This is a genomic window from Pseudomonas sp. P7779 (assembly GCF_013386315.1).
GTDB lineage: Bacteria > Pseudomonadota > Gammaproteobacteria > Pseudomonadales > Pseudomonadaceae > Aquipseudomonas.
On sequence record NZ_JACARZ010000077.1, the window covers coordinates 22,958 to 37,917 of the forward strand.

Annotated in this window: 14 protein-coding genes and 1 pseudogene; 8 read left to right on the top strand and 7 right to left on the bottom strand. The window is 61.9% G+C overall.

Annotation, left to right across the window (positions count from 1 at the left end; translation table 11 throughout):
• The first annotated feature begins 153 nt into the window (after positions 1 to 153).
• A complete protein-coding gene (gene ggt, locus HX869_RS22150; RefSeq protein ID WP_178903644.1) occupies positions 154 to 1,980 on the top strand; it encodes a gamma-glutamyltransferase in 1,827 nt (608 codons plus the stop codon).
• A gap of 23 nt (positions 1,981 to 2,003) precedes the next feature.
• Positions 2,004 to 2,732, top strand: a complete 729-nt coding sequence (locus HX869_RS22155; RefSeq protein WP_178903645.1) for a polyphenol oxidase family protein — start codon at positions 2,004 to 2,006, stop codon at positions 2,730 to 2,732.
• A gap of 224 nt (positions 2,733 to 2,956) precedes the next feature.
• Here the strand turns inward: HX869_RS22155 and ddlA are convergent, their stop codons facing one another.
• Positions 2,957 to 4,051 carry a D-alanine--D-alanine ligase gene (ddlA, locus tag HX869_RS22160; protein WP_178903646.1) on the bottom strand — a complete coding sequence of 365 codons (1,095 nt, stop codon included), beginning with the start codon at positions 4,049 to 4,051 and terminating at the stop codon, positions 2,957 to 2,959.
• Positions 4,052 to 4,094: 43 nt separating this feature from the next.
• Positions 4,095 to 4,733, bottom strand: a complete 639-nt coding sequence (locus HX869_RS22165) for a LysE family translocator (RefSeq protein ID WP_008437491.1) — start codon at positions 4,731 to 4,733, stop codon at positions 4,095 to 4,097.
• A 137-nt stretch (positions 4,734 to 4,870) separates the two neighbouring features.
• Between HX869_RS22165 and HX869_RS22170 the strand changes: the two genes are divergently transcribed.
• Entirely contained in the window at positions 4,871 to 5,671 is an 801-nt protein-coding gene (locus HX869_RS22170; protein ID WP_003214430.1) for an AraC family transcriptional regulator, read from the top strand.
• A 121-nt stretch (positions 5,672 to 5,792) separates the two neighbouring features.
• On the opposite strand, the gene HX869_RS22175 is transcribed toward HX869_RS22170, so the two are convergent.
• A complete protein-coding gene (locus tag HX869_RS22175) occupies positions 5,793 to 7,163 on the bottom strand; it encodes an MFS transporter (protein WP_218646312.1) in 1,371 nt (456 codons plus the stop codon).
• Between the two features lie 121 nt (positions 7,164 to 7,284).
• Here HX869_RS22175 and HX869_RS22180 point away from each other — a divergent pair, with 121 nt between their 5' ends.
• Positions 7,285 to 8,169: a LysR family transcriptional regulator gene (locus HX869_RS22180; protein ID WP_178903648.1), complete on the top strand. Its 885-nt coding sequence runs from the start codon at positions 7,285 to 7,287 to the stop codon at positions 8,167 to 8,169.
• A gap of 164 nt (positions 8,170 to 8,333) precedes the next feature.
• Here HX869_RS22180 and HX869_RS22185 read toward each other — a convergent pair whose 3' ends face one another.
• The 4 genes and pseudogenes from HX869_RS22185 to HX869_RS22195 all read right to left on the bottom strand — a co-directional run bounded on the left by HX869_RS22185 (position 8,334) and on the right by HX869_RS22195 (position 10,719).
• Positions 8,334 to 8,909, bottom strand: a complete 576-nt coding sequence (locus HX869_RS22185) for a flavin reductase family protein (RefSeq protein ID WP_003214424.1) — start codon at positions 8,907 to 8,909, stop codon at positions 8,334 to 8,336.
• A gap of 54 nt (positions 8,910 to 8,963) precedes the next feature.
• Complete coding sequence (locus tag HX869_RS31870; protein ID WP_371132413.1) at positions 8,964 to 9,395, bottom strand: methyl-accepting chemotaxis protein; 432 nt, start codon at positions 9,393 to 9,395, stop codon at positions 8,964 to 8,966.
• A 108-nt stretch (positions 9,396 to 9,503) separates the two neighbouring features.
• Positions 9,504 to 10,337, bottom strand: a pseudogene (locus HX869_RS31875) (PAS domain-containing protein); the annotation flags it as partial.
• 49 nt (positions 10,338 to 10,386) lie between these two features.
• A complete protein-coding gene (locus HX869_RS22195; protein ID WP_087693789.1) occupies positions 10,387 to 10,719 on the bottom strand; it encodes a DUF2790 domain-containing protein in 333 nt (110 codons plus the stop codon).
• 238 nt (positions 10,720 to 10,957) lie between these two features.
• On the opposite strand from HX869_RS22195, the gene HX869_RS22200 reads away from it, so the two are divergent.
• From HX869_RS22200 to HX869_RS22215, 4 genes are all read left to right on the top strand, one after another.
• Entirely contained in the window at positions 10,958 to 12,286 is a 1,329-nt protein-coding gene (locus HX869_RS22200) for an OprD family porin (RefSeq protein ID WP_178903649.1), read from the top strand.
• Positions 12,287 to 12,446: 160 nt separating this feature from the next.
• The gene (locus tag HX869_RS22205) at positions 12,447 to 12,632 is read left to right on the top strand and encodes a hypothetical protein (protein WP_178903650.1); all 186 of its coding nucleotides are present in this window, start codon (positions 12,447 to 12,449) and stop codon (positions 12,630 to 12,632) included.
• A 219-nt stretch (positions 12,633 to 12,851) separates the two neighbouring features.
• A complete protein-coding gene (locus HX869_RS22210) occupies positions 12,852 to 13,526 on the top strand; it encodes a heavy metal response regulator transcription factor (RefSeq protein WP_003214417.1) in 675 nt (224 codons plus the stop codon).
• Positions 13,523 to 14,926, top strand: a complete 1,404-nt coding sequence (locus HX869_RS22215; protein WP_102368100.1) for a heavy metal sensor histidine kinase — start codon at positions 13,523 to 13,525, stop codon at positions 14,924 to 14,926. The genes HX869_RS22210 and HX869_RS22215 overlap by 4 nt, the downstream gene beginning before the upstream one ends.
• Positions 14,927 to 14,960 lie beyond the last annotated feature (34 nt).

The window sequence follows — 14,960 nt, forward strand, 5'->3', positions numbered from 1 at the left end:
AACGGTTCACGGGGGGAAACCTCTTGCCCGAATGACGAAGGATATAGTTGTACCGCACAACCAAATACAGATCAATCTCCCAACCTGCAAACCACTGAGGTACATTCCCTCCCCACGGACAACAGATCATTCTCAAATGAACGGAGTCATCGCGTGTTTTCGATTTTTCGCCGCCAACGCCTTACCACCCTCTCGCTGATCACCGCCGCCCTCACCCTCGCCGCCTGCCACAGCGCCACCGCGCCGGAACTGCCGCCCGCCCCGGAGCTCGGCTCGGGCTATCGCACCGACATGAGCCCCCGCCACGCCGAGCGCCACATGGCCGCCGCCGCCAACCCGCTGGCCGCCGAAGCCGGGCGCGAGATATTGCGCAAGGGCGGCTCGGCCATCGACGCAGCGATTGCCATGCAGGCCGTGCTGACCCTGGTGGAGCCGCAGTCCTCCGGGATCGGTGGCGGCGCATTCATCATGCTGTGGGACGGCAAGCAGGTGCACGCCTACGACGGTCGCGAAACCGCACCGGCGGGCGCTACCGAGCGGTTGTTCCTCAACGCCGATGGCACGCCGATGTCGTTCCCGCAGGCACAGATTGGCGGGCGTTCGGTGGCCACCCCGGGGGTGTTGCGTGCCCTGGAAATGGCCCATAAAAAGACCGGCCACCTGCAATGGGCCAAACTGTTTGAGCCGGCCATTCGCCTGGCCGAAGAGGGTTTCCCGATCTCTGCGCGCCTGCACAGCCTGATTGCCGCTGACCGCTACATCAGCCGCTCGCCGGAAATGACCGCGTACTTCCTGAATGCCGACGGCAGCCCGAAGGCCACCGGTACGCTGCTGAAAAACCCGGCGCTGGCCAACGTGTTCAAGCGCATCGCCAAGGAAGGGCCGGACGCGCTGTACTACGGCCCCATTGCCGACGAAATCACCCGCAAGGTGCAAGGCAACAGTAACGCCGGCAGCCTGACGCTGACCGACCTCAAGGGCTACAGCGCAGTTGAGCGGGCGCCGTTGTGCACCGACTACAAACGCTGGAAAGTCTGCGGCATGCCGCCGCCGTCGTCGGGCGGGATCGCCATTGCGCAGATCCTCGGCACGTTGCAGGCCCTGGAAACCCGCGACCCGCGTATGACGCTTGGGCTGTTGAAGCCGGTGAAGAGCGACTCCCCGGCCGGCCTGGAACCGGTGCCTGAAGCGGTGCATCTGATCGCCGAGGCCGACCGCCTGGCCTATGCCGACCGCGCCCAGTACGTGGCGGATTCCGACTACGTGCCGGTGCCGGTGGCCGGGCTGGTCGCGCCGGACTATCTGGCCGGGCGGGCCGCATTGATCGGTGAGCGCAGCATGGGCGTCGCCAAGCCGGGCAAGCCTGCGGGAATTGAAGTGGCCTACGCGCCGGATCGCTCGCCGTTGCGCATTTCCACCTCGCAAGTGGTGGCGGTGGATGACGTGGGTGGCGCGGTGTCGATGACCACCACGGTGGAGTCCGCATTCGGTTCCCATGTAATGGTCCAGGGCTTTTTGCTGAATAACCAGATGACCGACTTCTCCTTCATCCCCGAAGAGAACGGCCAGCCGGTGGCCAACCGGATCGAGCCGGGCAAGCGCCCGCGTTCGTCGATGGCACCGACCCTGGTGTTTGATCGCCAGAGCGGTGAGTGGGTGGCCACGGTGGGTTCGCCGGGCGGTTCGCAGATCATCGAATATGTGAGCAAATCCCTGGTGGCCATGCTCGACTGGAACCTCGACCCGCAAGCGGCCGTCGGCCTGCCCAACTTCGGCAGCCGCAACGGCGCGACCGAGCTGGAAGCCGGGTTGTTCAGTGCTCAGCTGAAACAGGCACTCAAGGACAAGGGCCACGCCCTGAGCGAAATCGACATGACCAGCGGCGCCCAGGCGATCGTCAGGGTGCGCGATGCGCAGGGCAAAGCGTCGTTGATCGGCGGGGCTGATCCACGCCGTGAAGGCGAAGCGTTGGGGGATTGAATTGACTCACTGGAGAGCTGCGCGTGCACAAGGCAAATAACCTCGGCGCCCTGGCTGGCGTCGACCATGGGTTTTGTACGATTGACGATCCATTGCGGCCCGACGAGGTGTTCATCTGCAAGCAGGTGCACAGCGCCACGACCATTGAATGGCACCCGGAGCTTACGCCCAACACGGTGGAGGCTGACGGGGTTTTCAGCCGGGATGTGCAGCCGATTGCGGTGATCACCGCCGATTGCCTGCCGTTGCTGATGGCCTCGGAGAGCGGGGATTTTGTCGCGGCGATTCATGGCGGCTGGAAGGGGCTGCAAGGCGGGATCATCGCCAATGCCATGCAACGGTTTGCCGCCGAGGGAGTGGCGTTGGACCAGTTGCGGATTGCGATCGGGCCGTCGATCAAGCCGTGTTGTTATGAGGTGAGTGGCGAGTTTGTGGCGCAGTTGCAGGCGAGTCAGGGGCATTTGTGGCGGGATGGAAATGCGCCGTGGACGTTTGAGCAGCCGGGGCCGTTGTTGGCACCGGAGATTCAGCCGCCAGAACCCAGGCAGGCGTTGAGTGCGTGGTTTGATTTGGGCCGGTATGCGCTGATCTTGCTGGAGGCGGCAGGGATAAAACGTGAGCAGGTTGAGGTAAGCGAAGTGTGTACGTATTGCACCTCGCCGGCGTTTGCGAGTTATCGCAGAAGGACCCATGACAGTACGGAGAGGAAGACGTTGTTGTATTCGTGGATTTCGCGAAAAACGCAACGATAAAGCGGCCGAATACAACCTCCCCGGCAACACCATATTTGTGGCGAGGGAGCTTGCTCCCGTTGGGGTGCGAAGCGCCCCCAGAATGAGCTGATGCGTTTTTTTCAGCAAGAGCACCAAACTCAGTTTCAGGGCTGCTGCGCAGCCCAACGGGAGCAAGCTCCCTCGCCACAATGGAGTCGCTCATGAAAAAGTAATCGGCGCTCCCAAGTCTAACGCCGTAAAAATCACCGGCTGATCTTCAACCCCTTACGCCCCGCATGCCGCTCCAGCGCCAGCTCGATCAACCGGCTCACCAGCTCGCTGTAGCTCATGCCAGCCGCCTGCCACAGCTTCGGATACATGCTGATGCGCGTAAAGCCCGGCAACGAGTTGATCTCGTTGATCAGCACCTCCCCCTCATCCGTCAGAAACACATCCACCCGCGCCAGCCCGGCACAGCCCAGGGTTTCAAACGCTTCGATAGCCAACGCACGAATACGCTCGCTGTCTTCAACACTGATGTCCGCCGGCACCACCACCTGGGCTGCCTGGTCATCGATGTATTTGCTGTCGTAGGAATAGAACCCGTCCCGCACCACGATCTCGCCACAGCCGCTGGCGATGGGATTCTCGTTACCCAACACGGCGCATTCGATTTCCCGGCCTTTGACCGCGGACTCCACCAGCACCTTTTCATCAAACCCGAGGGCCAGTTCTACGGCGGCATGATATTCAGCCTCGCTGCCCACCTTGCTCACGCCCACGGATGAACCCTGGTTCGCCGGTTTCACGAACATCGGCACTCCGAGTTTTTGTTGGGCGTGTTCGAAGGTGGTTCGCGCCGCCGTGCGACGGTTGAGGGTAATGAACGGCGTCACGGCAATCCCGGCATCGCGCAGCAGGCGTTTGCTAATGTCCTTGTCCATGCACACGGCCGAGCCCAGCACGTCGGAGCCGACAAACGGCAAGTCGGCCATGCGCAGCAGGCCTTGCAGGCAGCCGTCTTCGCCGAGGGTGCCGTGGACGATCGGGAAGATCACATCGACATGTTCCAACGAGGCCTGGCTGGCGGTTTCCACCAGTTGCTGGCTGGCCTTGCCCGGCACCACGGCCAGTTCACGATTGGATTGATTGAGGGCGATCAGCGCCGGGTTTTCTTCGTTGAGCAGAAAGCCCGAGGTGTCGTTGAGGTGCCAGTGGCCGGCCTTGTCGATGCCGATCAGGATCGGCTCAAAGCGCGAACGGTCCAGTGCATCGACGATGTTGCGCGCCGATTGCAGCGACACTTCGTGCTCGGCCGAACGGCCACCAAAAATAATCCCTACCCGCAGCTTGCTCATGATCGGCCTCACGTTTGAAAGTAAGGCTTCTTACCATGAGCCGTCAGCGATTCGCTACCAGCGTTGCCCCGAACAGCACATAACAACCACCGGCAAACCGGTCCAGCCACTTGCGCGAGCGGGCATAGACGTTGGCCATCCGCTCACTGGAAAACACCAGCGCCACGCAGGAGTACCAACTGAATGACAAGGTCGCCATGGTGATCACGGCCAGGGTCAGCAGCGTCGGCGAGGGTGATTGGGGCATGGTGGATGCAAAGATCGTCGCGACGAACAGCGCCGCCTTGGGGTTGGACAGGTTGCCCAGCAAACCCAGGCGCCAGGCGGAGAACAGTGAACGCCGAGGTTCGTCGGGCAACAGGTTCTGGGCCATCGACGGTGCCGAGCGCCGGAACAGTTTCAACCCCAGGTAAATCAGGTAGCAGCCGCCGATGATCTTGAACGCCAGGTACAACATGGGTGCTGCGGTGAACAGCGACTTGATCCCCAAACCGCCTGCCAGACCCCACATCACGGTGCCGGTGGCCACGCCAGCCGACGCCACCACGCCATGGCGGCGTGAACAACTGGCGGCCAGTTGCGCGGTGTTGAAGAAGTTCGGGCCGGGCGTCACCACCGCGACGGTCCAGAGCAGGGCAAGCGAGACCAGAGGAGCCGCGTAGGCCGGATTGAACAATTCCATGTGGGATTCCGCCGAGGGCAGTGCAGGAATCAGGATCATATGCCCGGTACCCGCCCTGCACAATCGTACAAGACCCCGGCAGACAGCGGATTCAGACTGGGTTACCGTATTTCCATCTCTTTGCGCGACAACTCATCATGGCGACCAATATCGACTGGCTGCACCGCGCGCCCCACGCCAGTGGCCTGGAGCGCATCGAGGCGTATTTTGCCGGGTTTGGCTTCGACCCCCATCGCCACGACACCTATGCCATCGGCCGTACCCTGTTCGGTGTGCAGAGCTTTCACTATCGCGGCGGCATGACCCACAGCCTGCCGGGGCGGACCATGGTGATCCATCCCGATGAAGTGCATGACGGCTGGGCCGGCAGCGAGGAAGGTTTCAAATACCGGATGATTTACGTGGAGCCGGCGCTGATCCAGCAGGTGCTCGGCGGCAAGCCGTTACCGTTCATCCCCGGCGGATTGTCCAGCGACCCGTGGCTGTACCGCGCCAGTGAAGTGTTGCTGCAAAGCCTGGATTGCCCGATTGACCCGCTGCAGGAACAGGACGCGATGTTTGACTTGGCCCAGGCGCTGAATAACGCGTCGGGCATCACGGTCAATCGCAAGACCTTCGACTACCGGGCCGCCGAGCGCGCACGGGAATTTATCCACAGTGCCCTGGGCCGGCCGATTACCCTCGATGAAATGGCGGAATACGCCAACCGCGACCGCTGGGCGTTGTCGCGGGATTTTCGTTTGTTGTTCGGCACCAGCCCCTATCGCTACCTGACCATGCGCCGCCTGGACCTGGTGCGCAGCCTGCTGGGCCAGGGCCAGTCATTGGTAGATGCGGCACTGACCGCCGGCTTCACCGACCAGAGCCACATGACCCGCCAGTTCCGCAGCACTTTCGGCATGCCGCCGTCGCGCTGGGTGAAGATGCTCGGGCGCTGAAATCCCGCCTTGAAATGCGATCAACCTGTAGGAGCTGGCTTGCCTGCGATAGCGGTGGATCAGTTAATAAATTGTTGGCTGACACTCCGCTATCGCAGGCAAGCCAGCTCCTACAGTTGAACTATGTCGCTGCCGAAATCGTATTCGACGCTGGCGCTCGTTCTTTAAGGGCCAACGCCAGCACCGCACCTGCCAGGGCAATCGCCGCGCTCCACCACAACGCCAGTTCAATCCCGCCCGCCTGCGCCGCGCCCGTCGACCCTCCGGCATTCGCCAACGACACCAGCAACGCCAGCCCCAACGCACCGCCAATCTGCTGGCTGGTGGACGCCATGCCTGCCGCCACGCCCTGCTCGCCCGGCCGGATGCCCAGCCCGGCGGCCACCCACATCGCCGTCCAGGTCATGCCCTGGCCAATACTCAGGATGAAAATCCCCGGCAGCAACGACCAGAACCCCGCCCCCGTCGGCAACGCCACACATACCAAAGCGATACCCACCGCGCCCGCCAACTGGCCGCTGACCAGGGTGTTGCGCAACCCCAGCCGCGCCAATGAACGCTCCGCCAGCCAGATACCCGCGGTGCACACCAGCGTCGCCGGCAAAAACGCCAACCCCGCCTGCAACACGCTGTAGCCGTAGACCTGCTGGTAGTACACCGCCAGAAAGTAGTACTGCACGCCAAAGCTGCTCATGAACACCGCCGTCAACACCATGGCCATGCGCAACTCGCGATAGCCCAACAAGCGCAGCGGCATCAACGGATCACCGCCCCGGTGTTCGATCCACCCAAACAACCCGAGCAGCACCAACGCCAGGGCCATGCAGCCCAGGGTTGACGGCGCCGCCCAGCCCCACTCCGGCCCCTGCACCAGGGAGAACACCAGCAAGGTGCCGCCCAGCGTCACGGTCAACGCGCCGCTGATATCAAAGTTGCGCCCGCGGGCCCGTTCGCCATCGGCGGGAATCCAGTAGCGCGCCGCCAGGGCGCAGGCGCCGGCCAACGGCACGTTCACCAGAAACACCGCTTCCCAGCCCCAGGCCTGGGTCAGCACGCCGCCGAGCAACGCGCCCAATGCCAGGCCCGCCGCAGACGCCGCGCTCCACACGGCAAACGCCCGATTACGCGCGGGCCCTTCGGCGTAGTGGGTGTTGATCAGCGCCAGCGTGGCCGGGAACAACAGCGCCCCGCCCACGCCCTGCACCGCCCGCGCCAGCACCAGCAGCAAGGCGCTGCCACCGAGCACCGCCGCCAGGGAAGACAGCGCATACAGCGACTGGCCAAGCATGTACAAGCGCCGCTTGCCCAACAGGTCCGCCGCCCGACCGCCCAGCAACAGGAAGCCACCAAACGCCACGCTGTAGGCACTGACCACCCACTGCAATTGCTGGGCAGAAAAACCCAGGTGGCTGCCGATTTGCGGCAGCGCGACAAACACGATGGTCGCGTCGAGGGCGATGATCAGTTGCGCGGTTGCCAGCAGCAACAGCATCCAGCCAGAGGGTCGAGAAGAAGACATCACAGCGTCCTGCCTGAAAATGAGAGGCGCCAGTTTCTTTCATGCCCAACAGATGATAAATACCCCTATCACTCTTTCAGTAATGACTTTAATCATGGATCTGAATGCTGTTCGCCTGCTGGTGCGCGTCGCCGAAACCCGCAGTTTCACTCGCGCCGCCGGAGACCTGGGGCTGACCCAATCGGGCTTGTCCCGGGCCATTTCCCGGCTAGAAAACCAGCTGGGTGTGCGCCTGCTGCAACGCAACACCCGCAGCGTCAGCCTCACGCCCGACGGGCAGATGCTGTATGAACGCAGCGCGCCGCTGCTGGCGGAACTGGCCGAAGCCGAGCGGCAAATGCTCGACCGCCGTGCCTCACCGTCCGGTTTGCTGAAGATCAGCACGCCCTCGTTGTTTGGCCGCAAGGTGGTGATGCCGGTAATCGGCGAGCTGACCCTGCAATACCCCGATCTGCGCATTGAAGCGGTAATGACCGACCGCCTGGTGGACATCGTCGACGAAGGCTTTGACGCCTTGCTGCGCACCGGCGACATCCAGGACCAACGCCTGATCGCCCGGGCACTGCCACCGCTGCGCTGGGTCACCGTCGCCTCCCCGGCTTATCTCGCGCGTTTTGGTACGCCGCAAACCGTCGATGAACTCCAGGACCACAATTGCCTGACCGTACGTAACCTGCGCACCAGCCGGCTGGTGGACTGGCAGTTCATGCTCGATGGCAGGGTGCAGGACGTGAGTGTCGAGGGGCGGTTGATCTTTGATATCGGCGATGCGCTGGTGGACGGCGCGCTGGGCGGATTCGGCATCGCCCAGGTGATGGACTTTGCGGTGCGGGAAGATCTGGCGGCCGGGCGCCTTGTGCCCTTGCTGGAGGAATTTGCCGGTCGCAGTCGGGCGATATCGCTGGTGTATCCGCCATCGCGGCAGTACTCGCCGAAGTTGATGGCGTTTGCCGAGGCACTCAGCAAAACCCAGTGGTAACACAACCTTTGTGGCGAGGGAGCTTGCTCCCGCTCGGCTGCGCAGCAGTCGTATATCTACCGACCAAGTGTATTGGCAGGAAACATTGGGACCGCTTCGCGCTCCAGCGGGAGCAAGCTCCCTCGCCACAAAACCAGGCTGTACCGGAAGAATTGGCACTGGGCTTAAAGCTGTCGCCCATCAATCGGCTCACCAATCGTCAGGAAATGCCCGCCCGCCACATGGTGCAAGGTACGCAGCGCATCCTGCCCTTCGAAATGCCAGCGACCGTCGCTGAATACGCGCTCATCAGCCTGGGCGGCCACCACTTCGGCGAGGAACAGATCGTAGGTCTGCTGGTTATGCGGTTCCGGCAGCAAGCGGCATTCCAGCCACGCCACGCAGCCTTCAAGCATCGGCGCTTCGGTGTGTTCGCCGCTGAACGTCTGCAAGTCATATGCGGCGAACTTGTCGGTCTCGCTGCCGGTGGTGTTGCCCACGGTCTGCACGATATCGGCCTGGGCCGCACACGGTACGTTGAGCACGAAAGTGCCGGCGCCTTCGAGCAGTTGCCGGGTCCAGGTGGCCTTATCCAGCACGACGGCGACTTTGGGCGGCTCGAAATCCAGCGGCATCGCCCATGCCGCGGCCATGATGTTGCGCTGGCCGTTGTGCGCGGCGCTGACCAGTACGGTCGGGCCGTGGTTGAGCAAGCGGTAGGCCTTGGACAGCGGGACGGGACGGCGATGGTTAGGGCTCATGGACGAAAGGCTCGGAAAAAAAACCTACGATACCTCAAGCATGAGCCCGGGTGACTAGCTGCTCAGTTGATTGGCGAATTGCCCTACAGCGCTGACCACTTTCTGGGCGCCGTCCTGGATCTCGACGATCACTGTGCCCGCCTCGGCCGCCAATGCCAGCCCTTGCTCGGCCTGCAGGCGGCCATCGGTCATCAGCGCCACTGCATCGCGGGCCATGTCCTGGTTCTGGCGCACCACGCCGACGATTTCCTCGGTGGCCTTGCTGGTACGCGACGCCAGTTGCCGAACCTCATCGGCCACCACCGCAAAACCACGGCCTTGCTCACCGGCACGGGCGGCTTCGATGGCGGCGTTGAGCGCCAGCAGGTTGGTCTGCTCGGCGATGCCGCTGATGGTCTTGACGATGCTGCCAATCACCTGGGACTGGGCGTTCAGCGCTTCAATGCCCTCACCCGCCTGCTCCATGTGCTTGGCCAGGTCGCGCATCACCTCCACCGCCTGGGTGACCACGGTGGTGCCGCGCTGGGCGCTGCTGTCGGTGTGCAGCGAGGTGCTGTAGGCGATGTTGGCCGCGTCGGCCACGGCCTGTTCCTGGTTGACCTGGTCGGTGATCACCGTGGCGAACTTGACCACTTTGTACAGCCGCTCGTTGGCGTCGAGCACCGGGTTATACGAAGCCTCCAGCCACACCACCCGCCCGTGGCTGTCCACTCGCTTGAAGCGGCCCGCGACGAATTCACCGGCGTTCAGGCGCTTCCAGAACTGCTGGTACTCGACGCTGCCGGCATCCTGCGGCTCACAGAATATCCGGTGATGTTTGCCCTGGATCTGCGCCAGGCTGTAACCCATGCCGTTGAGGAAACGGTCGTTGGCCGTCAGTACATTACCGTTGAGGTCGAACTCGATCACTGCCGTGGAACGCACCAGCGCGGTGATCAGGTTTTCGTGCTCGCGGGACGCCTCGATAGTGCGGGTCAGGTCGCTGGAGTACATCGAAATATGCTTGATACGCCCGTCACTGCCACGCACCGGTTGCACGATGGAGCGCAGCCACGCCTCATTGCCGTTGCCGCGCATCAGGCGTACGGAACCGGCGAAGTGTTCGCCACGCACCAGGGCGTTCGTGAAGCGCAGTTGAAAGGTGTCGTGCTTGACGTGCGCCGGCACCAGATCCTCGATCAGGCGGCCTTGCAGCTGGCTTGCCTGGTAAGCCATCTCTTGAAGGAAGATGGCATTGACGGACTCGATGCGCCCTTCGGGATCCAGGGTCAGGGCCATCATTTCGCTTTCCAGGCTCTCCTTGACCTGCTGCAAACTGGATAATTCTTCGCGAAGAGCAGACAGCTCCTGCTTGAGACGGGTGTTGAACATGGAGGCACCGGTGGGCAAATGAGGGCGGGATCTGACCTGCATCGGCGCTGCCGGCATTTTCTTAAGAGAGCTTTAGCCCATTGCCCAACTATATTTTTTCAGCCCCTCAACTGCCGTTGTTACGGCAGATGCCCATCACTTGGTAGTGGAGCGTGTTGAGCTTGCCGGTGGAGTCTTCGTAGGTCATGCGTGACGGCACCGCGCTGCACGAGCGGATCGGCGGCGTGACATTCACCACCTTGGCAATGTCCAGCTTCATGCCGTAGCGATACACCAGCACCTCGGGCGCAGGCTTGCCCTTTCTGGCGGCGTAGGCGGCCATGGCTTGCTCATTGTTTTGCATCAATTGGGCGAAGGTGCGGTCGCCTCCACCTTCGGCCATCGCGCCGGCGGAAACGATCAGGGCCAATGCAGCGACAGTGGTTTTCAGGGTATTCATGAGGGCGTCCTCGTCTGACTTATTGAATTAAAAGTTCAGAGCAAGAATAACTAACCAAGCCTGTCGCAAAGTTCACCGAAAGATTACTTATCCGTTATGTTTTATTGAAATTCCAAAATTGTAATCTGTGCGCCACCTCGCCGTTATCTCGTGTTTGCAACTATCTGCCCGGGCACCATCACAACAAGAATGCCCCATCGATAAGAAGCTGATAGCTGCCACTACCGAGGAGCGCTACATGAGCACTAACCGCACATTTTCACTCTCCATGATTGCCGCCCTGGCGGGGCTCACCCCGCTGTCAGGCATGGCCGTGGAAGAAAACCCCGAAGGGTTTATCGAAGGCAGCACCTTGAACGTGCTGGCCCGCAACTTCTACTTCAACCGCGATGACCGCAAGGGCCAGTCGAGCCCCACCGACAATGGCTATTCCGAAGCCTGGGCCCAGGGTTTTATCGGCAAGTTCGAATCCGGATTCACTCAGGGTCCGGTGGGTTTCGGCCTCGATGCGTTTGCGATGTATGGCCTGAAACTCGACTCCGGCACCGGTCGCAGCGGCGGCAAGGGCTCGTTCGGCGTACTGCCGGTAGACAGCGACAACCACCCCGAGGACGGCTACAGCAAGCTCGGCGGCGCGGTAAAAGTGCGCCTGCTGGATACCGTGATCAAGGCCGGTGACGTGTTCCCGCTGACCCCGGTGGTGGCCTACGGCGACTCGCGGGTGTTGCCGGAAAGCTTCCGTGGCGTCACCGCGCAAAACACCAGCATTGACGGCCTGAGCTTGCAGGCCGGGCACTTGAGCGGCATGAGCCAGCCTACTCAAAGCGGCATGGATAAAGGCTTCGCGACGTTTTATGCGGGCAAGGTGGATTCACCCTGGATCGGCTATGCCGGCGGCGACTACCAGGTGAACAAACACCTCAGCGTCAGCCTGTACACCAGCCGCCTGAAGGATGCCTGGGACCAGTACTACTTCGGCAGCGCCGCCAGCTACCCGCTGAACGATGACGTGTCGCTGTTTGGCGACTTCAACTATTACAAGGCCGTGGACGAGGGCAAGAAACGCCTTGGCGAGTTCGATAACAACATCTGGAGCGCCAGGCTCGGGGTCAAGGTCGGCGCCCACAGCCTGGCCCTGTCGCACCAGCGCAACAACGGCGATGACGACTTTGACTACCTGCGCATGTCGGACTCGATCTTCCTCAACAACTCGATCCAGTACAGCGACTTCAACTCGCCCAGGGAACGCTCGTGGATGCTCGCCTATAACCTCGACATGCAGGCCTTCGGCATTCCTGGCCTGACCTTCATGACCCGCTATGGCAAAGGTACCGGCGCCGACTACAGCAACGCCAACAGCGTGTACATGCGCCGTGACGCGGCCGGCGACCCGCTGACCGATCAACGCCGCTGGGAGCGGGATATCGAGGCGAAGTACGTGGTGCAGGGCGGTAACTTGAAAGACCTGTCGCTGCGTTTGCGCCAGGCGACCGTTCGCTCAAGTGCCTTTGAGTCGGACTTGGAAGAAGTTCGGTTGATTGTCGAATACCCATTGGCAATTCTGTAAATGAACACAACGGCAAATGCTTACATTCATTTGCCGTTGACTAACATCTGTTCACAAATTGAAGCCTGTCAGAACTGTAATATGCGCCTCACCTTCTCGTTAAGTTGCGCTTCATATACTGGTCACAACTAACGGCACACGCCTTATTTGGAGACACGTCATGAAGCCATCCCACCTGTTATTGATCAGTTTTCTCGGCGCCACTTCCAGCCTCGCATTCGCCGACGACGGCGCCGACCGCTCCCGGCAGTTCCTCGCCGAGTTCCGCCAGCAACAGCAGCAGGTCCACGGTGAACAGTCCGTGGCCGAGACCGCGCCCGCCGACGCACAGAAGCAGTCGATCTGAACGGCGCACACCGAGCACATTCATCTCTGAAGCTTTTGTGTAGCTCCTTTGGAAAGAGATGAATTTTTAACGCCCCGGATGGGGCGTTTTTTTTGCCCGCCCGTTCTGCAACGCAACAACCAGTCACAAACTGGCTGATTGACCCTGTAGCTACTTCAGCCTTCAGGCTTCGGAAAATTCGAATTTCAGTCTCTCTCTATCAGTAAAAGGTAAACCCCCATGCGTATCCTTGTGGTTGAGGACGAGCAAAAAACCGCCGCCTACCTGCAGCAGGGCCTGACCGAAAGCGGTTACGTGGTCGACTGCGCCGCCAGCGGCGTGGACGGCCTGCACCTGGCCGGGCAACACGCTTATGAACTGGTGATTCTCGATGTAAACCTGCCGGCCAAGGACGGCTGGGAAGTGCTTGAGCAACTGCGCCGCGACAGCAACCAACGGGTGATGATGCTCACAGCCCGTGGCCGGCTGACTGACAAGATCAAGGGCCTGGACATGGGCGCCGATGATTACCTGGTCAAACCCTTCGAATTCCCCGAATTGCTGGCCCGGGTGCGCACGCTGTTGCGCCGCAGCGAGCACATACCGGTGCCGGAAGTCTTCCGCGTGTCGGACCTTGAACTGGACCCGCGCCGCCACCGCGCCTATCGCGGCACCCGGCGCATTGACCTGACCACCAAGGAGTTCGCGCTGCTGCATGTGCTGATGCGTCAGTCCGGCGAAGTGCTGACCCGCACGCAGATTATTTCCCTGGTGTGGGACATGAATTTCGACTGCGACACCAACGTGGTGGAGGTCTCCATCAGCCGCCTGCGGGCCAAGGTCGATGACCAGAGTGACGTCAAGCTGATCCATACCATTCGCGGCGTGGGCTATGTGCTGGAGGCCCGCCAATGAAAGCCAGCAGCCTGTCGATGCGCCTCGGGCTGACGGTGAGCCTGATGGGCGCGGGCCTGGTGGTGCTGCTCGCGACACTGGCCTACCTGGCGCTGACCCACGAGCTTGAGAAGCTGGCGCGCAAGGGCTTGGAAAGCAAGATGGAGCAGATCCAGCACAGCCTCGCCCTCGGCCTGGACACCCGCGACATAAAAGCCCGCCCGCATTCGCTGATGGACCTGGTGATGGGGCATGACAATTTCTACCTGACCATCGTCGGCACCGCACCCGATGAAGCGGTGCTGCTGAGCGTCGGTGCCAAGCCACAGGAACCGTTGCTGACCGACTTCGCACCACGCCAGACCCTCGGTTACCTGAACTGGGACGACAGCAACGGCAACCAGGTGCTCAGCGCCTCCAGCCTGATGCGCCTGTCCAGCGGCGAACGCGTGCGGGTGCTGCTGTCCCTGGACCGCAGGGACGATCAGGCATTGCTCAGTGCTTACCTGCGTTCCACGGTGATCGCCCTGCCGCTGCTGTTGCTGCTGATCGGCATCGGCGCGTGGTGGGTGGTGCAACGCGGGCTCGCACCGCTGCAACAGTTCAGCCGCGTCGCGGCCAAGGTCACCACACAGGATCTGACCCACCGCCTGGCTGTGGATAACTTGCCCAACGAGTTGGGCGAGTTGGCGCAGGGCATCAATTTCATGCTGCAACGCCTGGATGGCGGCGTGCAGCAGCTGTCGCAGTTCTCCGATGACCTGGCCCACGAACTGCGCGCGCCACTGACCAACTTGATGGGCAAAGCCCAGGTGACGTTGTCCCGGGAGCGACCTCCCGAGGAGTACAAGGCGGTGCTGGAATCCAGCACCGAAGAAATGGAGCGGCTGGCGCGGATCGTTTCCGACATGCTGTTCCTGGCACAGGTCAGCCACCCGGCGGCGCGGGTTTCGTTTGCGCCCGTGTCCCTGGCCGCTGAAGCACGCCGGGTGATGGAACTGTTTGCGTTGAGTGCCGAAGACAAGCAACTGAGCCTGAGCCTTCACGGTGATGCCTCGGTGCATGGCGATCGCCTGATGATTCAGCGGGCGATTTCCAACTTGTTGTCCAATGCCATCCGTCATACGCCACACGCTTCCACGGTGTCGTTGCAGGTGGAAACCCACGGGCAGCAAGTCTCGCTGTCGGTGGGCAATCCGGGCCCGGGGATTGAAGCGCACCACCTGCCGAACCTGTTCGAGCGTTTCTACCGCGTCGACAGCAGCCGCGCCCGCTCCGAAGGGGGGACCGGGCTGGGGCTGGCCATCGTGCGGTCAATCATGACCCTGCATCAAGGCCTGGCAGAAGTCAGCAGCGAGCCCGGAGATTTCACTGTGTTTCGGTTGGTGTTTCCCCTTCATACCAACGCTATCTGCCAATAAACCATTGTGGTGAGGGAGCTTGCTCCCTCACCAC